Genomic DNA, 24,732 nt, shown 5'->3' with positions numbered 1-24,732 from the left:
CCCGTTCGGCGCTTCATGCACCGGCACCGGGCTACGACAAAAACAACATAAGCCCAAAACTCTTATAAATCGGGAGGAACATATGTTTCAGAGACTGGCAAATACACTGGCCCTGACCACTTTGGGCACTTTGATTGCAACAACCGCGATTGCACAGAACAAGACCGACATTGCCTGGGGCGGGTCAAACCCCGGTGGTGTGATGTATTACATGGTCGGTGTTGCTGGCACCGAACTTGGCAAGGATTTGCCCGATGTCAACATTACCCAGGTCACAACCGGCGGTTCGACGGAAAATGCCAAACGCCTGATCAAGGGCGAGCTTGATATGGGGATCGTTTACGGATCGCATGTCTATATGTCGCTTCAGCAAACCGGCCCGTTCGCCAATGACGACAAAGGCACGATGCTGCGCGGTGTTGCGATGGCCTATGAAGGGCCGACCTATTTCGTGACCCTTGAAGGCAACGGCATCAAATCGCTTTCCGATCTTGCCGACAAGAAGGTCGCACTGGGTCCCCCCGGTTCGGGCACGGTGTTTAACTGCTCGAACATTCTGGGATCACTTGGTCTGCTTGAAGAAATCGAACCCCAGATGATGACATTTGGCGATGCCGGCCGTGCGCTTGCCAATGGTCAGATCGACGCATTCTGCCAGTCATCGGCCCCGGCGGCAGCCGTGACCGAACTTGCCGAAACCAATGATGTTATCGTCGTGCCCTATAGCGACGAGGAACTGGGCAAGATCAACACCAAATATCCGTTCTATCATACCGGCACCATGCCAGACACGACCTATAAGGGTGTTCCGGCAACCGACATGCCCTATACCACCGTGTATTGGGTGGCCCATGAACGGGTGAATGATGATGTCATGAAGCGCATGCTGGCTGCTGCCTATGCAAAACAGGACGCACTGGCCGCAGGTCACAAAGCCTGGGCGCAGATGAAACCCGACACCAAAAACTTCCTTGGACTTGGCGCACCGATGCATCCGGGTGCCGAGGCCTATTACCGCGAAACCGGCCAATGGGCTGAATAAGCTGTTGGCGTGAAATCTGCCCGGTATTGTGCCGGGCAGATCTGTTTTGTCTTGAAGTGGATTGCGGGACCAAATGACAGATACATCCTGGCTTATGCGGGTCGAGGGGGCGAAACGCACCCTGAACGGTTCTCAGGCGCTGGTTTTCAACCTTGTTGCGGCTGGCTTTGCCGGCTTTTATCTTTACACATCCGGATTTGGTCTTGTTTCGACCCAAAGCAACCGGGGCATCTATCTGATGCTGACCTCGGTTCTGGTTTTCATGCTGTTTCCGGCCACACGCAAATCCCCGACCGACCGGTTCAGTCTTTTTGATATCGGGTTTGTCGTTCTGACGGTTTCGGTATTCGGTTACTGGATTGATCAGTATGTCAGTTACGCAATGTTCCGGGTTTCATCGCCCAACCAGACCGATCTGATCATGGGGTCGCTGGCGATCGTGATCCTGCTTGAAACCAGCCGTCGTGCTCTTGGTCCGGTGATTTCGCTGATTGCCATCGCCTTTTTGCTTCAGCTTTTTTACGGGCAGTATCTTCCGGGGCGTCTGTCGCATCCGGGCATGTCGATCGAGCGCATTCTTGAATTCACCTATTCAACACAGGAAGCGATTTTCGGGGTGGTGACCGCGACCTTTGCGACCTTTGTGTTTCCCTTCATGATTTTTGGCGCCTTTTTGGAACGCAGCGGTGCGGGCAAGTTCTTTATGGATCTTGGCACCGCGGTTGCCGGGCGCTGGCGCGGGGGGCCGGCCAAGATTGCCGTCATGACCTCGGCACTTTTTGGATCGATTTCGGGGTCCTCGGTTGCCAATGTGGTGACGACCGGATCCTTTACCATTCCGCTGATGAAACGCACCGGGTTCAAATCCCATGATGCCGGTGCGATCGAAGCCATTGCCTCGACCGGGGGCCAGTTCATGCCGCCGGTCATGGGGGCAGGTGTGTTTATCCTCGCGACCCTGACCGAGACCAGCTATCTGACCATTGCGCTGATGAATGTCATTCCGGCGTTGGTGTTCTTTATCTTTTTGCTATCGATGGTCGATCTTGAAGCCGCGCGGCTTGGACTTCGGGGCATTCCACGTGAAGAAACACCGCGTGTGCGCGATGTCATGGCAAAGGGCTGGCATTTCTTTATGCCGCTTGTGATTGTCATCGGCCTTCTGTTTGCCGGATTTTCCGCAGAATTCTGCGCATTTTGGGGAACGGTATCAGCCGCAGTCCTTTCATGGCGGAACCGCGAAACCCGCATGGGGCCCAAAGCCATCATCCAGGGCCTTATTGGCGGGGCACAAAGCAACAGTTCGGCCGGGGCAGCGATCGGGACGCTGGGTATCATCATTGGCGGGATTGTTCTTGCCGGGCTTGGTCTTAAATTCTCGTCAGTTCTCATCGATTTTTCGGGTGGGAACCTGTTTATCGCGGTCTGTCTGGTAACCCTGGTATCGATCATTATCGGGATGGGGTCTTCGACTACCGGGTCCTATATCATCCTGTCGGTTGTGGCTGCACCGGCCCTTATTCAGCTCGGTGTTCCGACGGTTGCCGCCCATCTGGCGGTGTTTTATGCAGCATGCCTGTCAAATATCACGCCACCGGTTTGCGTTGCGGCCTTTGCCGGGGCGGCCATCGCCAAGGCCCCGCCCATGCGCACAGGGTTCTCGGCCCTTAAATACGGGGCAACCATCGTTATCATGCCGTTCAGCTTTGCCTATGTGCCCGAACTGCTTTTGATCGGGGAATGGCCGGACATTGTTTACAGCAGTCTGCTTTACATGACCGGGGCCATCATGATGGCCATCGCCATTCAGGGCATTGCACCGATTGGTCCGCGTCTTTCGATGCCCAACCGGATATTGTTCGGCGTTTCCGCAGCCCTTCTGGTCTTTCCGGCCAATCTGTGGATCGATGTTGCCGGCATCGCGCTGATGGGTTCGGCAATCCTGATGGCGTGGTTCATGGCCACGCGGCAAAATAACCGGGCGGTCCCGCACTAAGGCCGCCCCTATCAGAACGGTGATCGCATCCGGATGCTGATGGCATCCCCTTCGCGCCCAACCACGTTGATCACCATCCTGATCCACAAAACCCGTTGCCAAAGGCGGCGGGTTTTGGTGTTTGTGGACCAGCTTGTTGCACTAACATGTAAAATCGAACAATCCGTATGGGCCATTGAACCCATCACCATGATCAAACAGGGATAGAAACATGAGTAAGGTCTGGACCGTCTATTTGTCGGGTGAAATTCATAGCGACTGGCGCGAACGCATCGCCGCCGGGGTCAAGGAAGCAGGCCTTCCGGTCGAACTGGTCGCCCCGATCACCATGCATGAAGATTCCGATGATTGCGGTGTTGCCATTTTCGGAGCCGAGGAAAACAAGTTCTGGCATGACCGCAAAGGCGCACAACTTAACGCCATGCGGACCAAAACCCTGCTGTCGGGGTCTGATCTTGCGGTTATCCGCTTTGGCGAGAAATACAAGCAGTGGAACGCCGCCTTTGATGCCGGCTATGCCGCCGCACTTGGCATTCCCTATATCACCCTGCATCCCGCCGAACATGACCACGCGTTGAAAGAAGTTGACGGTGCCGCCAACGGCGTTGCCCGCGAACCCGAACAGGTGGTTGCCGCACTGGCCTATATCATCCGTGGTGACATGCCGAAGGGCTAGAACCGGCGACAAAGAGAACCGGTGACAACAGGACCGGGTCAGTTTTTGCACAGCGATCTTAATGCAAAGTCTGACCCGACGCCTGATCCGGGTCGCCCGGTGCCACCAGATTGCTGGTGACAAAGGCGAAATCGCTGATGGCACGGGCCACCATGATGCGGCCTTCGACCGGGGTTCCTTTTTCCTGCCGCAGGGTGCCCAGCGCGTCGGAGACGATTTCAAAGCCGCATTCTTCCATCCATTCGGCAATTGCGCGCTGATGGTGGCGGAAACGTTGGCCCGGGCCGAGATCGAACGGAAAGACTTTGCCATGTTCGAGGGTCAGGACCATCAAGCCGCCCGGTTTCATCCGGGCGTGGGCCGCGCGCAGCGCCGGGGCAAGATCGCCGAGATAATTCAGAACATCCGCGGCAACCACAAGCCCGTAGCCGGATCCCAGATCGTCAGGCATATCGGTGATATCGCCCGCCACCAGCGTGCGATAGATGCCCTTGGCCCGGGCGCGGTTGATCATGCGCGGCGACAGGTCGATCCCGTCAATCGCGTCATATTGACCGGCAAAAACTTCACCAACCAGTCCAGTACCGCATCCAAGATCAAGAATTTCAAGCGGACGATCCAGGCTTGGCAGAAACGGTCGAACGGCCTCCGACAGAAGTTCCGGGCCGCGATAGGCCAGCCGATCGCGCAGGCTGATTTCAAAACGCGGCGCATAATCATCAAAGAGCGCACGCACGTAATCTGGCGGCAACCGGTCGCGCATTGCAGCTGCCCCAAGCAACGTCAGACGCACTTCGGCCCCCATACGGTCGGACGGATCAAGAACCAGATATTGACGAAATGCTTCGACGGCATTGTCGTTTTCACCGGCCCGTTCATAGATATCGCCCAGGGTAAAATGGGCCTCGTCCCATTCGGGATCGGCAGAAAGGGCCGCACGCGCGACATCAATTGCCGCGACATAATCACCCTGCACTACCAGCGCCAGCGCAACATCAAGTCGCCGACTGGCCGACAGACGATCCTTGCTCATTTAAGTTTTGAATATCCGAAAAACGGGTTGGCAGGAACAGCCGGAACCACAACCAAAGATGCTGCTATATCTTCCGGAATCGCGATTTTGGCAAGATAGATAAATTCATGTAATTTCAATGTGTTAATACGGATCGCCATTTTTGTATCAGGACAAATGATCCGTTCCGCCTGTCGGGCAGCGAATCCGTACTGTGGACTGGCCCGAATTTGACCGCTGACCGGGCCATCATCAGTCCCGGCAAGATGGGGCAAACAGGCACCGGCTCGTAAAAACAGCCCACCTGTTTGAAATCTTGGAGTCATGGTCAAGTAACGCGTACTGGCGTGGGCGCGGATCGGTAAAATCCTATTTTACAGCTAATAAATGTCGATTTTGATTGATAAAATCAATTTATTATCATATTTGAATGTAAAGTCTTTTTATAACGGGAAGTCTGATGGAAAACTTTACCCCTGTCTCGGCCCTTCTGGGTGGCGGACTTATCGGTTTGGCATCGGGGCTGTATCTTTTGCTGAATGGCCGGATCGCCGGGATCAGCGGCATTGTCGGTGGTCTTTTGTCATCGTCAAAGGGCAGCACATCGGCATTTGAACGTCTGGCCTTTGTCATTGGCCTGATTGCCGGGCCGCTGGTTCTGATGACCGGTACGTCGATCGAAGCACAAAGCATTGTCACAAGCCCGCTTCCGGTGATTGTGATTGCCGGTCTTCTGGTGGGTGTCGGCACCACCATCGGCAGCGGCTGCACCAGTGGCCACGGCATTTGCGGACTGTCGCGGTTTTCGTTGCGGTCGCTGGTCGCGACCCTATCCTTTATGGCGGCCGGGTTTGTGACGGTGCTGGTTACCCGCCATCTGATCGGGGGGGCATGATGCGCATTATCGTATCGCTGATCTGTGGCACGCTGTTTGGAGCCGGGCTTTATATTTCGGGCATGATCGACCCGCAAAAGGTGCTTGGTTTCCTTGATATCTGGGCGATTGCCGATGGTGGCTGGGACCCGAGCCTTGCCTTTGTCATGGGTGGTGGCCTTGTGGTTGCCGTGCCGATTTTCCAGTTTGCCAAATCGCGATCAGATGCGGTTTGTGGCGGCGGAATGGATCTTCCGAGCAACAAGAATGTCACGACCAAACTGATTGTCGGCGGGCTTATGTTCGGAACCGGCTGGGGTCTGGTGGGTTATTGCCCTGGTCCCGCCCTTAGCGCGCTGGCCTTTGGACAGATGGACACCATCATCTTTGTCGCCACCATGCTTGCCGGCATGGCCGGTGCCCGGGCATTGCGCCTGAACAGCTGATGTTTGATGGATAAATCCCCGTGTTAGCTCCCCGTGTTAGCTCCCCGGGGATGATCTGCGGATGACGCGGCCCTCCCGCAGCGGCGTGATCGCAGACCGTGCAACCGCCCGTGCAATTTGCCGGGCGGTTTCGCATTTCCGGCGAAAATTCACCTAAATTCTCGCAGCACCAGACTTGTTTTTAGCGCTAAAATCCCATAACTGACCCTAAAGCCTGCTCTGTTTAGCCTGAAGCGATTTTGGTCGTGTTTGGCGATGTTTGGCGATGTTTGGCAAAGTGGTTCAAGCTAAGCAGAACAGGCCCCGGCGCCACTTTGAAGTCTATGTAAGGTTTCCGCATGAAGATCGGTATTCTTGAACCCGGGTTCGCCCCGGAAGAACTTCGCGACGAGTTTAAAAGCTATCCCAAGATGTTGGAAAAACTCCTTGGCGATGTTGACCCCGGCCTTGAGTTTGAAACCTGGACCGTTCTTGAAGATGAATTCCCAGATTCCATTGCCGACGCAGATGGCTGGGTCGTCATGGGATCCAAACACGGGGTTTACGAAAACGCGCCCTGGATGATCCGCCTGCAGGACTTCCTGCGCGAAGCCGTGGGTGCAGGTCAGCCGGTATTTGGCATCTGTTTCGGGCACCAGATCCTGGCGACCGCGCTTGGCGGCAAGGTTGTCAAATCCGACAAGGGTTGGGGCGTTGGCGTCCATGCATATGACGTCGATGCCAGCAATGCAGACTGGCTGGCTGACAGCCCGTCCACCCTTCGCATCAATGCGTTTCATCAGGACCAGGTCGTCGAAATTCCCGAAGGCGCAACCGTATGGGCGAGTTCGGATTTCTGCCCCTATGCCGGTTTGCAATATGGCGCCAATGCCGCATCGATCCAGCCCCATCCGGAATTCATGCGCCCCTATGAGCAGGCCTTGCTGGAATCACGCCATGACCTGATTCCCGAAGATGTGCACAAGGCAGCAATGAAATCGCTTGAAACCCCGATCAGCAGTCCTGATTTTGCAAAATCGATTGTGAAATTCATGACCCGCCAACGGGTGCGCAACGCCGCCTGACATCCCAACCGGTCAGACAACTGAACTTCAATCACGGGTCGCTGTTTGATACAGCGGCCCGTTTTGTTTGGGCGGTTTTGCCGGGCCTTTGGTGCGGACAGGACGTGTCACTATTTCAGGCGGGATTACAGACATAACTTGTTTATGATTGGACTTCATACTGTCAGGGTAGTTTGGTTAAAACCGTAAACCAAAAGACCGACACAGCATTTGCAACCAGAGTTTGGGCAACCGGCGGGACACAATGATCCAGAATTTGCGATTATATTCAGGGCTGACAATGTTCGCCTATGTCCTGACCCATCTGCTTAATCATGCCGCGGGGATTGTATCGCCCGAATTAATGGAAACGGTTGATGAATTCTCGACCGAGATCTGGCAATTCCCGCCGCTTGAAATCCTGCTTTTGCTGTCGCTGATCACCCACTTCATCCTGGCGACCGGCCGCCTGACAAGCCGCCGATCAATGCGGTTGCGCAAATCGGAATGGGCCCAGATGATCCTTGGTCTGTGCATTCCGTTTTTGCTGTTCCGTCACATTATTGCGACCCGGGTGATTGATCTGGGCTTTGATGTCGGATCACCATATGAACGGGTGTTGCTTGATCTTGCTGTTTTCATTCCGTTTCAGGGCATCCTTCAGGCGATCACGGTCATTGTGGTCTGGACCCATGGCTGTATCGGTATTCATTTCTGGCTTCGGGTCAAACCGTTCTATCCGAAATGGCGCAACGCGCTTGGCACACTTGCCATTCTGATCCCCACACTTTCGCTTGCGGGTTATGGCGCAGCCAGTGCCGAAATCATCCGCCGGGTCGAAGAAGGCGGGCGCAAATATGTTTTTGGCGTACTCGAAGCCGCCGACGTCAATCAGGCGGCCATTACATTTTATGAAAATGCCCTGATACCCTGCACGATCCTGACCATCGCGCTGGCACTGGCACCATTCGGAGTGCGCCAGATCAGACAGACCATTGATCGGGTCAAGCGCGGACCGATGTTAAGCCTGCCCAACGGGCGGTCGGTGCGCGTGCCACCGGGGGCGACCGCACTTGAGGCCCTTCGCGATGCAGGCATCCCGATGGCATCGGTTTGTGGCGGGCATGGGCGATGCACCACATGTCGGCTGCATTGCGGTTCGGGACTGGATCAGCTGGCAGCACCCGGCCAGATCGAGGCCGCCGCCCTTAAAAGCATCCAGGCGCCACGCGGCATGCGGCTGGCCTGTCAGATCCGTCCGCAAAACGATCTTGCGGTTGCGCCATTGATGCCCCCCAACGCTACCGCACGCGACGGGCGACGCCCCGGCGGCCTTTCGGGCAGTGAAAGACAGGTTGTCTGTATCTTTATCGACCTGCGCGATTCGACCAAACTTGGCGAACGCAAGATGCCCTATGACGTGTTGTTCATCCTGAACCAGTTTTTTGCCGAAATGACCGAGGCCCTGCGCAGTACGGGCGGCTATTACGCGCAATTTACCGGTGACGGATTGATGGCGCTTTATGGACATGAAAGCGAGGATACCGAACAAACCATCCTTCAGGCGTTTGAAGGTGCGGCCGAAATGCTGCGCCGGATCGAGGGGCTGAACATTCATCTGGCGTCGGAATTGCCCCATCAGTTGCGCATCGGGATCGGCATCCATATGGGCAAGGCAATTGTCGGGGAAATGGGCCCGCCGGGCCGCGAAAATATCAGCGCGATCGGGGACACCATCAATACCACCGCCCGGCTTGAAGCCCAGACCAAGGGGCATGGTGTGCCGCTGGTGATTTCAAAGACCCTGTTTGATCACGGCCCGATTCCCTTGCCGGAAAATGCGGTTTTGCACGAAGTGGCATTGCGCGGCAAGGATCAGTCGGTGGCCTATTATGCGCTTGATGCAATGCCTGATCTTTCACAGGTCAGGCGGTGACTCCTTTCTTTCCTGCCAAAGCAGCCTGTGGGCTTCCTGTGTATAAGTTTTGGCGGGGTTGACAGGGGATGCAATGCAGCAGGCAAGTCTTGACTATCGCGCATAAAATCACATTTATTCGAATAGATGGATACGTTCGGTGCCGAACTCGTCGGGTCGAACAAAATGGATGCCCGAAACGCCAAAGGCGTGGGGTCTGAAGATTAATCACACTCGCTCTGACTGAGGAGGTGCTGCAAATGTCACGAATTTCTATGTTTAACAGCCCTTTGCTTCTGGGGTTTGATCAGATCGAACGCGTTCTTGATCAGGTGTCAAAAACCAAGGCAGAAGGCTATCCGCCCTATAACATCGAGCAGATCGGTGAAAACAAGCTGCGCATCACGGTCGCAGTCGCCGGATTTGCCGAAGAAGATTTGTCCGTAACCACAGAAGACAACCAGCTGATCATTCGCGGCAAACATTCCGAAGATGACAGCGAGCGTGTCTATATCCATCGTGGTATCGCGTCCCGACAGTTCCAGCGGTCCTTCGTTCTTGCCGAAGGAATCGAGGTTGTCGGAGCCCATCTGGATAACGGCCTGCTTCATGTTGATTTGAACAGACCCTTGCCAGAACCGGTCGTGCGCGAGATCGCAATCGGATCAAGCAAAAAGAAAGCTGTTCCATCGCGTACCATCGACATGAATGTCGAAGACGAAGACAGCACTGCCGACGATAATAACGGCAAGGCCTAACCAAGGAGTGGTTAACATGACAGACCGCACAGCAAACCACGATACCGAAATCAGCCAGCGCGACGCGCAGGATACCGGCCTGTTGTCGAATGTTGATTTTGCGATGCTTGGCATTCACGACTTTGCCTATGTCCGGCAGGTTCCCAATGCCGAAGAAGACAGTGACGAGCTGGTCTATGGCGTCTTTACCGCCGATGGTACCCATATCGCATCATTTGAAAGCCACGCAGTGGCCAATGCGGCCATTCGCCAGCACGATATGGAACCGCGCGCGGTTCATTAAACCCGGACCATCAGGGCCGGCTACGCATATATTCCCATTTTCCGATTTGATCGGCGCCCGGACACCCGGGTGCCGATCATTTTGTTTGGGCCGAAGCCCAAAGAGAAGGCGGGGTTTGCGCGATGCGGGACATCGTTCAAGCGGTGTAACGCTGCAAAATATCGCCAAACCGAACCCTGCGGGCCGGGAGATTCTTTTGCCGCGCGGCGTCAAGGATCTTGACCATAGCACCGCTTCGCACGGCGATCCTTTCCTTGCAGGCCAGAAGAATGCCCCCAGTAAACCGTTTCAATCTAGACGAAAACGGCTCTAGCGGATTTCAATGACTTCGCCCGGCACAGCCATCCTGACCTGTTCATTGCCCTGAATGATCTTGGCCATTTCTGCGCGGACATCGCGTTTGATGTGGTAAAGCCAGAACCGCGCACCGGGCATGTCCGATGCCAGTTGCAACACGGTTTCCAGATCACAATGCGCGGCATGTTGCGGATCATGGCGGGTCAGATAGGTTTCCTGAAACACAAGATCCGCACCGGTAAACAGGGCCGCGGTATCGGCGGTGACATTACCATCCCCGGAATAGGCAAACCCCTTATTGGCGTAGCGCAGCAAAATGGCATGGTTCTGGACACTATGATCGGAACGGGCGAATTTGCAGTCAAACGGACCGATCATGTCGGTATCAAGAATCGAGTGCCAGATAATCGTAAAGGGCCAGGCCGATCCCAGTCCGGTAAATCCGAGCTCCATCAGTTTTTCAAGATGGGTGCGCAATTGCGGACTGCACAGGATATGCAGCGGTTTCGAACGACCGTCATCACGCCAGTTCAGCATGACCGGCACCAGTCCGAAAATGTGATCGGGATGCATATGGGTAAAATAGATGGCATCAATCGCATCAGGATCGGGAAACTTGCCCATCAGATGCCCGGCGATGGTTGCGCCGCAATCGATCAGCAAACGGAAATCGGCGGCAGTTACCACGACCGATGAATTTGCGAAGTTCGGGTCAAAGGCTTCGCCCACCCCCAAAACATCAATGCGCATGTAATCGCTTGTCATTGCCGTGACCGCCCCGCCTGTCTTTTCCACACAGCTTGCCAATTTCAGGCGGCTATTCTTGCGATTTTGCGCCCTGCAAAGCAAGTTGTTCCGGATTTAGCCCAATCGGCACTGGCAAATTGTCACAGAACTGCAAAGGCAGGGCACATTGGCCCTGCCTTCGATAAGGATTTGATATCAAATCGTATTTCAGTTATCGCGCCAGAACTTCGGCTGCTTCGCGGGTTTTGTAGACCGAAGAAGCCACTTCGTCGCTGGTGGCACGGATCACTTCGAGATCACGGCTGAGACCTTCGACCGTGTGGGCCATATCCCGCATATTGACGCTGACATTATCGGTAACGGCGGTCTGTTCGGCCACCGCAGAAGAAATGTTTGTCACATCGTTGCGCACGGTTTCGACCGATCCGCGAATGACTTCAAGCGCGTGGGCAACCTCGGCAGAAATTGACTGGATGCCGGTAATTTCCTGGGAGATATCCTCGGTCGCGCGCGCGGCCTGATTGGCAAGGTTTTTGACCTCGTTGGCGACCACGGCAAAGCCTTTGCCCGCTTCGCCGGCACGCGCACTTTCGATGGTGGCGTTCAATGCCAGCAGGTTGATCTGCCCGGCAATATTGCGAATGACTTCGACGATGCTGCCCATTTCATCGACCACACCTGTCATGCGCTGGGTCATTTCATTGGCGGTTTCGGTCTGGTCAAAGGCGCGTTCGGTTTCCGACTGCGATTGCGACATGCTGCGCGAAATTTCGGAAATCGATGCCGCCATCTGTTCGGCGCTGGCGGCGACCGTTTTGGTGAGTTCCAGGGTGTTGGCAGAAACATCAACACCGTTTGCCGTACGCTGATTAAGGTTGGCGATGTTGGTTTCGATCTCGGCAAAGTTGCCATCGATCATCTGTTTGAGGTTAAGCAGAAGTTTGGTCTGTTCGGTGATGTCGGTGGCGAACTTGATCACCTTGATCGGTTTTCCGACCGCGTCGAGAACCGGGTTGTAGCTTGCCTCGATCCAGATTTCACGACCTCCCTTGCCGACGCGCTTGAACTGGCCGGCCTGGAATTTGCCCTGATTAAGGTTCTGCCAGAAGGCTTTGTATTCGGACGATTTGCCATAGTCGCCCTCGACAAACATCGAGTGATGCTTGCCGCGGATTTCATCCATGCTGTAGCCCATCACCGTCAGGAAGTTTTCATTGGCCTTGAGAATATGCCCCTGAAGGTCAAACTCGATCACGGCCTGGGATGCGCTGATGGCTTCGAACACGCTTTGCAAAAGGGCACGTTCGTTACGGCGTTCGGTAATGTCGCTGGCAAATTTGACGATCTTGAGGACCTTGCCCTTATCATCAAAGATCGGGTTATAGGTCGATTCAAGCCACAGAAGCTGACCATCCTTGCGTTTGCGCGGGAAGGCGCCGCTGGCAAATTCGCCCGCGCCAAGTTTTTTCCAGAACCCCTGATATTCGGCAGAGCGCACGATTTCTTCGGGCACGAACATGGAGTGATGCTGACCAACGATTTCTTCGAGCGAGTAGCCCATCACATTCTGGAAATTGTCATTGGCCCACAGGATGTTTCCCTTTGCATCGAATTCAATGCGCGCCATCGAGCGACTCAGTGCTGCCGAGACCTGTTCCTCGGCCAATGCATGCTTGTTGTCACCTTTGAAGATACCGAAACCCACTTTACACGTCCTTCCGCTCTGCCCAGGCGCATGTCCTGGGCCCCTCTTGCCCGTCCGTTCAGACGGGCAATTCCATAGGCCACCACCTTCGTATAGTTTGCCTGCGCCCGAAGGGCGTTGAATGAGCTGTCGTAAACCCGGATTTCAATTGATAGAAATTAGCCCAAATCCGGGAAAATTTCCTGTCCCAGCACACAAATGCATAACGACGGAGTTAGCCAGACTGTCACAAGTGCCACGAGAACAACTTGGATACCACACACATACGTATTTGATTATCTAAGATTTGTTGCACGTTTGTTGCGCGTTTGTATGCAGATAATGCCCCATATCGCTGTCAAAAACTCTCTGGCGTCTGATACGCACGGTTTTTACCATCAGATCAAAATGAACAACCATTCATTGCGGGAATAATTGATCAAGGAAATCATATATATACGACAGGATAGCTCAACACAATTTTTTCGTAAAATGGTTTCCCGGCCGACCCGCAAGGACCCGGATCAGGCAGGCCATTTCACGATATAGCGCGTCAGATCCGGATGGGCGTCATCTTCGGAAATCACCATTCCGCGTACCGACATGCCTGCCATAAATGTAGAATCCCGATTGCCGGTTACAAGAGGATGCCAGTCAGGCAATCCTTTTCCTTCTGACAACAGACGATAGGCACAGGTCGATGGCATCCAGTTCAGGGTATCGACATTTTCCCTGGAAAGCTGGACACAATCAGGAACATGCACGGTGCGGTTTGGGTAGTCCTTGCACTGGCAGGTTTCGCAGTCGAGCAAACGACAGGCAACCGACGTGTAATAGACAAAATCGTCGTCTTCATCCTGCAACTTGTGCAAGCAGCATTTGCCACAGCCATCGCACAGGGCTTCCCATTCCTCGCGCGACATTTCGGCAAGTTTTTTGGTTTCCCAATAGGGCTGTGACGGAAATGTGCCGGAATCGTTGTCGGTCATGGGTTCTCTCATGCGGGCGGTCTTATTTGTGCGGGTATGTGCGGGACCATTGATAATACAGTTTAATATAGCCCGCTGCATCCCGCGAACTCACGTTATCGACGCAAATATTCAACTCTTGGCGATCAAATGAAAGAACGATCCGAATACCCGCCCGGAAACAAGACCGGCCGGACCAAGATCAGTCCCCAGCGCATTGGTCATACGGCAAAACGGAATCCCGTCTTCCGACAATGTCGTGGCATAGTGAAATTCATGACCGCGCACCGTCATTCCGGCCGGGCCGAACGGGGTCGGAATGCCGATCTTGGCTTCGCGATATCCAAGATGCAGACGTCGGGAGGCAAAGCTGGTTGCCAGTGGCAAAAGACCCAGCATTTCATGATGTGTGCCACCGGCATCAATCAGTTCGGTGCCAAGCGTCATATAGCCACCGCATTCGCCATAGATCACAACATCACGGGCCGCGGCATCGCGCAGTGAGGATTTGAACCGATCAGCCGCAGCAAGGGTTGCTGCATGCAATTCCGGATAACCGCCGGGCAGATAAATCGCATCACATGCGGGGTCCGGGGCCTCGTTGGCAAGCGGGGAGAAAAAGCTGATTTCCGCCCCCGCTGCACGCCATCCATCCAGAATATGCGCATAGCAAAAGGCAAATGCCGCGTCACGGGCGACGGCAATTTTTTGGCCGAGCGGCGCGATCAGCGGTGGGGTCAGTGGCGGGGTCAGCGTTGGGGTCTGGGCCGTAGTCTCGCCATGTTCACCACCATCCTGTTTCCCTGCCGCCAATGCAACAAGGGCATCAAGATCGATGTCTTCTGCGATAATGTCAGCAGCACGGTCAAGGAATGCGTCAAGCTCGGGATGTTCACCGGCCTGAACCAGTCCGAGATGGCGTTCGGGCAAGCTCAGATCATCGGATCTGCGCACCGCACCGATGATCGGAAGATCCGGCAGATATTTGGCGCAGGCGTCCCTGATCATTTTGGCGTGGCGCGGACTGCCGACGCGATTAAGGATCACGGCGGCAACAGTGATATCCTTGCGGAAATTGGCAAAGCCCGAAATCAGCGCCGCCGCAGAGGCCGACTGCCCCTTTACATCAACCACCAGCACCACCGGCCAGCCGGTCTGGGCTGCAAGATCGGCGGTTGATCCATCGCCGTTGGCCGCCCCGTCAAACAGGCCCATGACCCCTTCGCACATCAGAAATGATTTCCCTGCCGCATGCCCGGCGGCAAGGGATGCGATCTGATCGGGGGTCATCGCCCAGGGGTCAAGATTGATACAGCGATCGCCACAAGCCGCGGCCTGAAAAGCCGGATCGATATAGTCCGGACCGGTTTTTGCCGCCGCAACAGATTGTCCCCGGCGGGTCAGCGCGCGCAATATCGCCAGCGTTACAACCGTTTTGCCGCTATTTGACGACGGGGCGGCAATCAGGATGCCCGGAACGGGGTCTTGCATTTGGTGGTTCTCCGGCACGGATCGGGGCCGGTCTGGGCCCCGCGATCATTGGGTAACAGGGTGGCGACAATAGTCCACCCCGCCCAGCAATCATAGTATTCCGGAAAGATCAGCCGTTCTTTTTAACCGCTTCGGCAATGCCCTTGGCCATGTCTTCGGGGGGTGTGCCGTAATTGAAGTGGCGGATGAACTGGCCGTCGCGGTCCATCAGATAGACAAAGGAAGAATGATCCATCAAATAGGCATCAGTATCTTGCGGCTCGCCTTCGGGGATGGCTTTGGCGTAATAGACCCGGAAGGTCTTGGCAGCCGCCGATGTCTGCGCCACGGTGCCGGTAAGCCCGACCATGCGTTCATGGAAATTGGGGACATAGGCCTTTATGGCCTCGACCGTGTCACGTTCGGGGTCAACGGTGAAGAAGACCGGTGTGACTTCGTTCGCAAGATCGTCCGGCATCAGATCAAGAGCATTGCCCATGACCTGCAATTCGGTCGGGCAGACATCCGGGCAATAGGTATAGCCGAAATAGATCAGCATATATTTTCCGGCGAAGTCTTTTTCCGTGACTGTCTTGCCATCCTGATTGACAAGTTCGAACGACCCGCCGATCGATGCGGCACCCGATGACTGGGTTTCTGTGCCCATCATCATCAGCCGATAGGTCAGCCCGATCCCCAGAACCAGTGCAATCGCCAGAATTGCCAGAAGCGTCTTTTTGCTCACGCGTCCTACCTCTTTTATCGTCGACCGATCCCGATTGGCCGATCTTTAAGCATTCCAAACTGTCCGGGCACTATAAATGCCCTGTTCAATCCTGCAAGGGCAGCGACTGTGGGAAAGCTCACACCCCGGCGCAAAACCATATAAACCCGATGAATTTCGCCCCACCCACAGATCGCCGGCAATCGGGCAAGCATGGTCAAACCACCGCCTGTGCCGCCAGGGCAAACAGGATCAATCCATTGACAATCATCAAGCCACGCCCGACCGGCACCATCAGGCCGCGAAAACGCCGCGCGGCATATTGCCCGACAAAGCCGGTCACAAACAGCATCGGCACCGTGCCCAGCCCGAAGACCAGCATCACCACCGCCCCGTTCAATGCGACACCGGTGGCCGCAGCCAGAACAAGGGCACCATAAACCAGTCCGCAGGGAATGAAGCCCAGCATCACGCCAAGGGCATATCCGCGAAACCCGAAAGGTGCGGCAAAAAGCGGACGCAAACGGTCACCAAAAACCCGGTTCCACCACCGGCTGTCCCTCGTCGTCGGTAATAGCCCGCCCAGATGCGGTAACAGGCCCATGATCCCGAAAATCAGGAAAAACACCCCGGCCAGCACCAGCAAAACCGGACCGATCCACCAGATGCGGGTCAATGCCGTGATGCCATCGGCAAAGAACCCGGCCAAGCCCCCCAACAGGCAATAGGTCGTCAATCGCCCGAACTGATAGGGCAGTAATGCCGCCCCGGTCAGACGATGCAATTCGGTCATCTTGTCGACCGGCAGCTGTTCCATCCGGCTGGTGACCTGTGAAATCACGAACGGTCCGCACATGCCGACACAGTGGGTAACACTGCCCACCAAACCTGCGATCAGGGCAGACAAAATCACCCCGCCATCATCGCGCAGGATTTCAGCACATTGTGCCCAGCCGCTTTCAAGGATGCGGATCAATACCTGTTGTTCGTCCATGATCCATCCGGGTCAAATCGATTGGCGCGATTGTGACAAGCACGGGGCTTACGGACAACGATATATATCAATCCATTGGAACGGATTTAATCTGTGCCTTACCCCTGATCCTTAAGCGGATCGGACGGGGTCGAGATCAGTTCGAGCACCTGTTCAAACGGGACATTGCGCACCGATTTGACATCATCCTGGGGCGATAGCCAGTTCAGACGATCACGCAACCCGACCACCTTGCCAAGAATACAGACTGCCGGCGGCTCAACCCCGGCACGCTCGACATCATCGGCGGCCTTTTCAAGGGTGGTGATCAAAATGCCCTGATCGGGTGTGGTTGCCTGATTGATTACGGCCAACGGTTCATCCCCCGACCGGCCATTGGTCATCAGTTCGGCTGAAATCCGGCGCAGATGTTTCATCGCCATATACATCACCAGCACCGGTGCGCCCTTGGCCAGCGCCGCCCAATTGATATTGTCCGGCACATCGCCGCTTGATCCGTGACCGGTGACAAAGGTGACCGACGAATTGCAGTCGCGATGGGTGGTCGGAATACCGGCATAAGCCGCCCCGGCGATCCCGGCAGTAATGCCAGGCACCACACGGAAAGGCACATTGTGATCCACAAGGGTCATGCCTTCTTCGCCGCCACGGCCAAACACGAACGGATCGCCGCCCTTAAGACGCAGAACACGCAAACCCTGTTTGGCCAGTTCGACCAGTTGCAATGAGATATCGGTCTGTTTTGAGGACGGACGACCGCCGCGCTTGCCGGCATAGATGCGTTTGGCATCAGCCCGCAAAAGATTGAGAATCCGTTCATCAACCAGGGCATCATACACAACGACATCGGCCTGTTGCATGGCGTTAACCGCATGAAGCGTCAGCAAGCCCGGATCCCCCGGACCCGCACCAACCAGCCATACCCAACCCGGTTCAAATACCGGAAAATCAAGACCAAGAGCCGTCATTATATCATACTTCTGTGCATTGGAATCTGGCCCATCTGTGCAGGACCACTTTGAGAGAATATGTTAAACAGCAATCAAACGATACGTCCAACTTATTTCCGTAATTTTGTCGTATTAATTTTTAAACAACATTAATAATAATGTTTAATTGAATATCCCGTTGCGGCATTGCCCGCACCGATCCATACCGGGATCAGTAGTGAGATTGACAGGAAAAATCAACGTATGGCCAGAAAACCGGACGGACCGCTGCGCAAGGGATGGACAACGGGGGCCTGTGCCACCGCTGCGACCCGTGCTGCGTGGCAGGCTTTGCTGTCCGGGGATTTTCCCGATCCGGTGACCATTACCCTGCCGCGCGGTGAAACGCCGTCCTTTGCACTGGTCAAGGCCGAACGCGGAACGGGCTGGGCGCGGGCCAGCGTGATCAAGGATGCCGGGGACGATCCGGACGTGACCCATGGCGCAGAAATCATTGCAACCGTCCGCCATGGCACACCAGGAAGCGGCATTACATTTCACGCCGGGGACGGGGTTGGCACCGTTACCAAACCGGGCTTGCCATTGCCGCCCGGCGAAGCTGCAATCAACCCCAAACCGCGCGAAATGATGATCGGCCAGATCACCGAACTGTGTGAAATGTTCGGGGCAACCGGTGATGTGGAAATCGAAATATCGATCCCGGGGGGCAAGGAAATTGCAACCAAAACCTGGAATGGCCGGTTGGGCATTGTCGGTGGTTTGTCGGTTCTTGGCACCACGGGGATCGTGATCCCGTTCAGTTGTTCGGCGTGGATTCATTCCATTCATCGCGGGATCGATGTGGCCCGTGCCACCGGGCGCATCCATGTCGCCGGGGCGACCGGCAAAACATCGGAGGCCGCCATTCGCACATTTTACGATCTTCCCGAAGAAGCCATTCTTGATATGGGCGACTTTGTCGGCGGGATGTTGAAATATCTGCGCAAGAACCCGGTCGCGTTCATCAGCATCGCCGGCGGTTTTGCCAAGCTTGTCAAACTGGCGCAAGGCCATCTTGACCTTCATAGCAGCCGGTCCCAGGTCGACTTTGCCAAGCTTGCAGAGACGGTCGGGCTTGCCGGGGGGGACGGTGACCTTCAGGAACAGGTGAAAACCGCCAATACGGCCAAACAGGTGCTGGAACTTTGTCAGGCGGCAAACGTTAATATTGCCAGGACCATTGCGCGTCTGGCCTGTGAGTCCGCGCGCGCCACCCTTGATGGCGCCGGTGCGGTCGAAATTGTCGTTACCGATCGCGACGGGATGATTATTGCCCGTCACGGGATTGGTGACTTTGACCAGTTCAGGCCCAAAATAACCAACTGATCCATCCCGTGGACCGATCAAAAGAGAATAAGGTACTTGCCCATGTCGCTTTCCCGCCCTGCCAAACGCCCGAAACATATCCTTATTTTTGGGGGCACCGGGGACGCCAACCGCATTGCCGAAGACCTGATGCATGAATTCGGGCGTGACATCCGGTTGCAGCTTTCGCTGGCCGGACGCACCAGCGCGCCAAGCCTTCCGGACGGTGTACCGGTACGGATTGGCGGGTTTGGCGGGCCCGAAGGCATCATTTCCTATATCAGAAGTGAACAGATCGATCTGGTGATCGATGCAACCCACCCCTATGCCATCGAAATTTCCAGCAATGTCGCCCAAGCCTGTCAGGCGGTTGCCATGCCCTGCATTCAATATTACCGGCCGGGTTGGAAAAAAACCGATCGCGACAACTGGATCGAGGTCCGCTCGATCGAGGAAGCGGCACGTATTCTTCCCCAACACGGGACACGCGCGCTGATTGCCTGTGGGGCCAAGAACCTGCATGCGTTCGAAGGACTTGAAAAAACGTGGCTTCTGGTGCGCACCGTTGATGCACCGCGCGATCCGTTTGATCTGGCCTATGGGGAATGGCTGTTTGCCCGTGGCCCGTTCAGTATTGAAAGCGAAACCGAACTTCTTGAACGTCACGATATCGATGTGATCGTTTGCAAAAACAGCGGCGGCGACGCAACCTTTGCCAAGATCGAGGCTGCCCGCAATCTCGGTTTACCGGTCATCATGATTGAACGACCGGGTGCCGAACCGGTAACGCAAGCAACAAGTCGCGAAATTATACTCGAGAGCGTCCAAAAGTTTCTCGATAAATAATAATTTCGCAATATTGCAACGCAAACACCGCTGGACCATTAGTGACTTTGATTCAATAATGCCCGAAAGACGGCAACAAGCCGTCAGGGGCCGAATTCCGACTTAAAACGGGTTCTGACCTCGTATAACCAGAACAATCCATAGAGTGGGAATATCATGACCGGCAAAGTTGGTTTGCGCGGTAGGTTAATGGCGGCGATTGTCCCCATTGCCTTACTTGCTGTTTGTGCCGCCGCACTGGCGGTTTTTTCTTTTCGAATGACGGAATCCCAGCAGCGGATCGTCACAGCCCAGGCAATTCCCGCACTTGTCAGCGGTCAGGAACTTTATGTCAGCAGTGACGCGATCATCCAGATTGCCCGCGCGGTCGCCAGCGCAACCAATCTGGACGAGGTCGCCGCTGCCACCGCGACACTTGATGCGGTTGAAAACCAGATGAATGATCGCATTGCGGGTCTGGCCGCACTTGGCGTTGATGGCACGATCCTTCAGCAGTTTTCCGAACAGACCGGGCATATGATCGTCAATATCCGTCGCCTTGAAGAAACCATGGGATCGGTATTTGCCAATCGCGACGAATTGAACGCGCTGCTCGACGAAGTCATTCGTGCAGCAAACGCCATTGAAGTCAGTTCGCGTGAATTGTCGACCAATGCGAATATGGCCCTGACCAACAATGCCGGCGAACTTTACAGCCTGGTTGGCAAGGAAGACAAAGAAGGCGAAATTTTCGACCTGCTTGATCAGTTGATTGATGAAGATGCCCTGACCGCACAAAGCATGTCCGAATTACGGGCATTGGCGCTCAAAATCCCGGATCTGGCGCGCATTGCAAGTTCGGCAACCGATATTGACGGGCTTGACCGGGTCAAGTTCTGGTCCAATCCGATCATCACCCAGATGTCGGCCAGCATCGCCGAAATTCCGGTCGAGGACCTTAAGACCAAGTCGGAAGAAAGTTTTGAAATTCTGGCCGCCGGTCTTGATCCCAATGGGGATACCAACCTGTTTGCATTGCGCCAACGCGCCCTTGAGCAACAGGTTGCCCTGAACGATTTGCTGGCAGAAACCACAACGATTGCCAATGGCATCGGACAGACAGCCGACGAACTTCTGGCTGAAATGCGCACCAAGATCGATGTCGCCAATGCCGATGTCAGCAAAACCATCACGGTTGCTGAAACCGTGATGCTGGCGGTTGCCGCCGCGGCAATCATTATTTCGATCCTGATTGTCTGGCTGTATGTGCAGCGCAACCTTCTGGCCCGCCTGATTGGCCTGAACAGGGCGATGGACCGGCTGACCAATGGCGATCTGCGCACCCCGGTTGCCGACAAGGGCAGCGATGAAATTGCCGCCATGGCGCGCGCGGTTGAAACCTTCCGCGAAAACGCGCTTGAGGCCGAAGAACTGCGGGCCCAGAACAAGGCCAACGAAGAACGCGCCGAACAGAAACGCCGCGCGGCACTTTTGGAAATGGCCGACGGGTTTGAAAGTTCGGTCAATGGCCTTGTCACCGATCTGCTGAGCCAGATCACGGAAATGCGTAACGCGGTTGACCATATGGCATCGAATGCCGGTGAAAACGTTGCGCGGGCTACAGACGTCAGCAGCGCATCACACAATGCGTCGGCAAATGTCAGTTCGGTCTCGTCCGCGACCGAGGAGCTGTCTGCGTCGATCGCCGAAATCGAACGTCAGGTCAGCAAGGCCGAAGAAGTTTCACGTTCTGCCGTGGAAGAAGCCCGTCGTTCGGATGTTACCGTGCGCCAGCTCTCGGACACGGCCGAAAAAATCGGCGAGGTGATTGATCTGATCAATACCATCGCCGATCAGACCAACCTTCTGGCCCTTAACGCAACCATTGAAGCCGCCCGTGCCGGTGATGCCGGCAAAGGCTTTGCTGTTGTGGCCAATGAAGTCAAAAACCTTGCGACCCAGACCCAGCGTGCGACCGAGGATATCAGCCGTCAGATCGATGAAATGCGCACGGTTAGCGCATCCGCCGTCGAGATGATTTCTGCCATTGCCGACACCATTGGCGAGGTCGATGCGATTTCAAGTTCGATCGCAGCTGCCATGCGCCAGCAGGGATCGGCCACCGCCGAGATCGCCAACGGCTCCGAAGAAGCCGCACGCGGCGTGCGCGATGTTTCCGAAAACATGACAGAAGTCTCGCGCTCGGCCGAAGCCGTCCAGAACCTGTCGGGGAATGCACGCAGCACAGCCGAAGAACTTCTGACCAAGGCCCAGTGCCTTCAGGACGAAGCAAACGGTTTTGTTGCCCGTGTTCGCGCCGGCTAGTCCGTTTTGCCCCGATATCGGGTTTCGATCCGATGAAGCAAAAAACCCCGCCAGATTTCTGGCGGGGTTTTCGATTTTTAATCCGGTTTTGATCCGGGTCTGTCATCGTCATGCGGTGACGGGTCGCTGATCCCGGCTCCTGCGTCGACGCTGCGGCCTAGACGAAGCGGCGGAATTCGCCGGATTTGCGCGGCGGGCAGAACCGTTTCAGATAGGACGGTGCCACGGCCTCAAGACTGTTGGGGGTAATTCCCAATTCGGCAAAGCCGGCCGCACCTTCGGAGACGACATTATCAACCTTGAGCAACCGGACCTGATCAGGGGTGATCGGCGGGACTGGCAGGAATTGCAGGAAGAATGCCTTGATCGATGCCAGCCAGAACGGCACGGGCATCAGGATCGCGCGCTGACGGGTGATTCGCAACATGTCGCGCAGAAGACCCATAAAGGAATAGGTTTCCGGCCCGCCCAGTTCAAAGGTCTTGCCCGCAAGGCCTGCATCGCAAACAGCAGCAACAAAGGCATCCGCCACATCGCCAACGTAAACCGGCTGGAATTTCGGACCACCGTCACCAAGAATATCAACCTTGCCTTCGCCAAGGTCGACCTTCGGCAGGCCCGGCGCACCGATCACCGGCAGAACCGGCGAGAACCGCGCCATGGTCGCGAATTTGTTCAGGAAATTGTCATTCGGGCCAAAGATCACCGACGGACGGAAGATCACGGCAGTCGGGAAAACTTCGCGCACTGCATTTTCGCCAGCCAGCTTCGATGTCGCGTAATTGGCCGAGCTGTTCTTATCAACGCCCAGCGCCGACATATGCACAAAGGTTTTAACGCCGCATGCCTTGGCTTCTTCGGCGATGCGTTTGGCCGCCTTGACGTGAATGTTCAGGAAGTTGCTGCTGCCGCGTTCATAAAGAATGCCCAAAAGGTTGATCACGGCTTCTGATCCGTCAATCGCACCCTTGATGCTGTCTTCGTTGCGGACATCACAATGGACAGGAACGACTTGCCCCAGATACCCCATCGGTTTGAGCTTTTTGACCCGCTCGAAACTTCTGGTCGGAACACGAACGATAAAGTCACGTTCAAGCAGACGTTTGACGATATGACGTCCAACAAATCCGGTGCCGCCAAAGACGGTTACGATACGACGTTCCATGCTTGCTCTCTCCTTGCCGGTGACACCAGGTCCGGGATTTTCAGGGACTTGCGGGTGCCAACTGCCGTGACGACCGGTTCAGCAGACCGGCCCGATCCGAATACGATCCTGTGGACAATCATATGGTGCCCATCGCGAAGACGATATGATTGTCCGCAGGCACTTGGGTTATATACGACCCTTAATCCGCGTCAACAATGCGGTTTTGTTAAACAATTTCCTGCTCGGCGTCGATTTTGGCCAATATTCCGTCCAAAAGAGCCATCAGACCCGCCCGGTAATCCGGATAGCGCAGCGTAACCCCCAATTCGTCCTTGATCCGTGCATTGGAGACACGTTTGTTATCTTCATAAAAGCTTGCGGCCATCGGGCTGAGCTTTGCGGTGGCAAAGTCTTCTTCGGCCGGGGGATCCACGCCAAGCAACCCGCAAGCATAGGCAATCACATCCTGTGGCGGGGCGGCATCATCATCGCACACATTGTAAACAGCGCCACAATCGGGCTTTCTGATTGATGCCAGAACCGTCTGGGCGATGTCTTCGACATGGATGCGTGAAAAGACCTGACCGGGTTTGACGATCCGGCGTGCGCGGCCCGATCGCACTGTTTCAAGTGCATTGCGCCCCGGTCCGTATATGCCCGCCAGCCGGAAACTGTGCACACAAAGACCGTGCCGACGCCCCAGATCAAACCATGCCTTTTCCGCAGCAACCCGGCGGCGGCCGCGCTTGCCACTTGGCAGAAGGTCGTCTTCTTCGGTAACTTCGCCGCCATTGCGATCGCCATAAACGCCGGTCGTCGACAAATAGCCGATCCATGTGCCTTCGGGCAGGGCAGCAAGATCGGCGCCATGATGACGGATCACCGGGTCACCCTCCCCGCCGGGCGGGGCCGAAACCAGAACATGCGTAACACCGTCCAGTGCCGACCTGATATCGTCAACGGGCTGATCATCCCCAAAAACAAATGGCTCGATCCCCTGGGTTGCAAGCAATCTTGCCTTATCGGCACTGCGCGTGGTTCCGGCAATTTTCCAGCCATCTTCGCGCAATTGGTCCGCCACAAGACGTGCGGAAAAACCCAGTCCGAAACAAAACAGCTTATTGGTCATCAAGGCACCTGTATTTGATGGGTGATCGTCCCTGTGCGCACAGTAGCGATGCCAGGCCTGCTGTTCAAAACCTTTTGCCGGGA

23 protein-coding genes are annotated in these 24,732 nt (G+C 55.5%); 12 read left to right on the top strand and 11 right to left on the bottom strand.

Annotated features, from left to right (window positions below):
• The first annotated feature begins 82 nt into the window (after positions 1–82).
• The 3 genes from CU041_RS10480 (at position 83) to CU041_RS10470 (ending at position 3,714) form a co-directional block, all read left to right on the top strand.
• Positions 83–1,042, top strand: coding sequence for a TAXI family TRAP transporter solute-binding subunit (locus CU041_RS10480; RefSeq protein WP_101246833.1), 960 nt, complete (start codon positions 83–85; stop codon positions 1,040–1,042).
• Between the two features lie 73 nt (positions 1,043–1,115).
• Complete coding sequence (locus tag CU041_RS10475; RefSeq protein WP_101246832.1) at positions 1,116–3,038, top strand: TRAP transporter permease; 1,923 nt, start codon at positions 1,116–1,118, stop codon at positions 3,036–3,038.
• A 211-nt stretch (positions 3,039–3,249) separates the two neighbouring features.
• Positions 3,250–3,714 carry a YtoQ family protein gene (locus CU041_RS10470; RefSeq protein WP_101246831.1) on the top strand — a complete coding sequence of 155 codons (465 nt, stop codon included), beginning with the start codon at positions 3,250–3,252 and terminating at the stop codon, positions 3,712–3,714.
• A gap of 58 nt (positions 3,715–3,772) precedes the next feature.
• Here the strand turns inward: CU041_RS10470 and CU041_RS10465 are convergent, their stop codons facing one another.
• Together CU041_RS10465 and CU041_RS10460 are read right to left on the bottom strand one after the other, a co-directional pair.
• Positions 3,773–4,747, bottom strand: a complete 975-nt coding sequence (locus CU041_RS10465) for a methyltransferase domain-containing protein (protein WP_101246830.1) — start codon at positions 4,745–4,747, stop codon at positions 3,773–3,775.
• Positions 4,744–5,052, bottom strand: a complete 309-nt coding sequence (locus CU041_RS10460; protein WP_170310194.1) for a hypothetical protein — start codon at positions 5,050–5,052, stop codon at positions 4,744–4,746. The genes CU041_RS10465 and CU041_RS10460 overlap by 4 nt, the downstream gene beginning before the upstream one ends.
• 134 nt (positions 5,053–5,186) lie before the next feature.
• Here CU041_RS10460 and CU041_RS10455 point away from each other — a divergent pair, with 134 nt between their 5' ends.
• From CU041_RS10455 to CU041_RS10430, 6 genes are all read left to right on the top strand, one after another.
• Positions 5,187–5,621, top strand: a complete 435-nt coding sequence (locus CU041_RS10455; protein WP_101246828.1) for a YeeE/YedE family protein — start codon at positions 5,187–5,189, stop codon at positions 5,619–5,621.
• A complete protein-coding gene (locus CU041_RS10450) occupies positions 5,618–6,046 on the top strand; it encodes a DUF6691 family protein (protein ID WP_228194979.1) in 429 nt (142 codons plus the stop codon). The genes CU041_RS10455 and CU041_RS10450 overlap by 4 nt, the downstream gene beginning before the upstream one ends.
• 338 nt (positions 6,047–6,384) lie before the next feature.
• Entirely contained in the window at positions 6,385–7,110 is a 726-nt protein-coding gene (locus CU041_RS10445; RefSeq protein WP_101246827.1) for a glutamine amidotransferase-related protein, read from the top strand.
• A 280-nt stretch (positions 7,111–7,390) separates the two neighbouring features.
• The gene (locus tag CU041_RS10440; RefSeq protein WP_233433080.1) at positions 7,391–9,025 is read left to right on the top strand and encodes an adenylate/guanylate cyclase domain-containing protein; all 1,635 of its coding nucleotides are present in this window, start codon (positions 7,391–7,393) and stop codon (positions 9,023–9,025) included.
• A 239-nt stretch (positions 9,026–9,264) separates the two neighbouring features.
• Positions 9,265–9,762 (top strand): Hsp20 family protein, encoded by a 498-nt coding sequence (locus CU041_RS10435; RefSeq protein WP_101246825.1) that lies wholly within the window; start codon positions 9,265–9,267, stop codon positions 9,760–9,762.
• A 16-nt stretch (positions 9,763–9,778) separates the two neighbouring features.
• Positions 9,779–10,045 carry a DUF1150 family protein gene (locus CU041_RS10430; protein WP_101246824.1) on the top strand — a complete coding sequence of 89 codons (267 nt, stop codon included), beginning with the start codon at positions 9,779–9,781 and terminating at the stop codon, positions 10,043–10,045.
• A 309-nt stretch (positions 10,046–10,354) separates the two neighbouring features.
• On the opposite strand, the gene CU041_RS10425 is transcribed toward CU041_RS10430, so the two are convergent.
• The 7 genes from CU041_RS10425 to cobA form a co-directional block, all read right to left on the bottom strand.
• Entirely contained in the window at positions 10,355–11,107 is a 753-nt protein-coding gene (locus CU041_RS10425; protein WP_101247041.1) for an MBL fold metallo-hydrolase, read from the bottom strand.
• Positions 11,108–11,300: 193 nt separating this feature from the next.
• Entirely contained in the window at positions 11,301–12,794 is a 1,494-nt protein-coding gene (locus CU041_RS10420) for a methyl-accepting chemotaxis protein (protein ID WP_101246823.1), read from the bottom strand.
• Positions 12,795–13,297: 503 nt separating this feature from the next.
• Complete coding sequence (locus CU041_RS10415; RefSeq protein ID WP_101246822.1) at positions 13,298–13,762, bottom strand: YcgN family cysteine cluster protein; 465 nt, start codon at positions 13,760–13,762, stop codon at positions 13,298–13,300.
• Between the two features lie 111 nt (positions 13,763–13,873).
• Positions 13,874–15,232, bottom strand: a complete 1,359-nt coding sequence (locus CU041_RS10410; protein ID WP_101246821.1) for a cobyrinate a,c-diamide synthase — start codon at positions 15,230–15,232, stop codon at positions 13,874–13,876.
• A gap of 109 nt (positions 15,233–15,341) precedes the next feature.
• Positions 15,342–15,956 (bottom strand): SCO family protein, encoded by a 615-nt coding sequence (locus tag CU041_RS10405; protein WP_101246820.1) that lies wholly within the window; start codon positions 15,954–15,956, stop codon positions 15,342–15,344.
• Between the two features lie 196 nt (positions 15,957–16,152).
• The gene (locus CU041_RS10400) at positions 16,153–16,929 is read right to left on the bottom strand and encodes a sulfite exporter TauE/SafE family protein (protein ID WP_101246819.1); all 777 of its coding nucleotides are present in this window, start codon (positions 16,927–16,929) and stop codon (positions 16,153–16,155) included.
• A 98-nt stretch (positions 16,930–17,027) separates the two neighbouring features.
• Positions 17,028–17,897 carry a uroporphyrinogen-III C-methyltransferase gene (gene cobA / locus CU041_RS10395; RefSeq protein WP_101246818.1) on the bottom strand — a complete coding sequence of 290 codons (870 nt, stop codon included), beginning with the start codon at positions 17,895–17,897 and terminating at the stop codon, positions 17,028–17,030.
• Between the two features lie 225 nt (positions 17,898–18,122).
• On the opposite strand from cobA, the gene CU041_RS10390 reads away from it, so the two are divergent.
• The 3 genes from CU041_RS10390 (at position 18,123) to CU041_RS10380 (ending at position 22,373) form a co-directional block, all read left to right on the top strand.
• A complete protein-coding gene (locus CU041_RS10390) occupies positions 18,123–19,244 on the top strand; it encodes a cobalt-precorrin-5B (C(1))-methyltransferase (protein WP_101246817.1) in 1,122 nt (373 codons plus the stop codon).
• Between the two features lie 42 nt (positions 19,245–19,286).
• Entirely contained in the window at positions 19,287–20,069 is a 783-nt protein-coding gene (locus tag CU041_RS10385) for a cobalt-precorrin-6A reductase (protein WP_101246816.1), read from the top strand.
• Between the two features lie 258 nt (positions 20,070–20,327).
• On the top strand, positions 20,328–22,373 hold the full coding sequence (locus tag CU041_RS10380; RefSeq protein ID WP_170310193.1) for a methyl-accepting chemotaxis protein: 2,046 nt from the start codon (positions 20,328–20,330) through the stop codon (positions 22,371–22,373).
• A gap of 157 nt (positions 22,374–22,530) precedes the next feature.
• Here the strand turns inward: CU041_RS10380 and CU041_RS10375 are convergent, their stop codons facing one another.
• A complete protein-coding gene (locus CU041_RS10375) occupies positions 22,531–23,538 on the bottom strand; it encodes a complex I NDUFA9 subunit family protein (RefSeq protein ID WP_101246814.1) in 1,008 nt (335 codons plus the stop codon).
• Positions 23,539–23,746: 208 nt separating this feature from the next.
• Positions 23,747–24,649 (bottom strand): SDR family oxidoreductase, encoded by a 903-nt coding sequence (locus tag CU041_RS10370; protein WP_101246813.1) that lies wholly within the window; start codon positions 24,647–24,649, stop codon positions 23,747–23,749.
• Positions 24,650–24,732 lie beyond the last annotated feature (83 nt).

Source organism: Thalassospira povalilytica, from assembly GCF_002844235.1.
Classification (GTDB): domain Bacteria; phylum Pseudomonadota; class Alphaproteobacteria; order Rhodospirillales; family Thalassospiraceae; genus Thalassospira; species Thalassospira povalilytica.
Note: the sequence above shows the minus strand (reverse complement) of the source record. Positions and strands in the feature narration are given on the sequence as shown.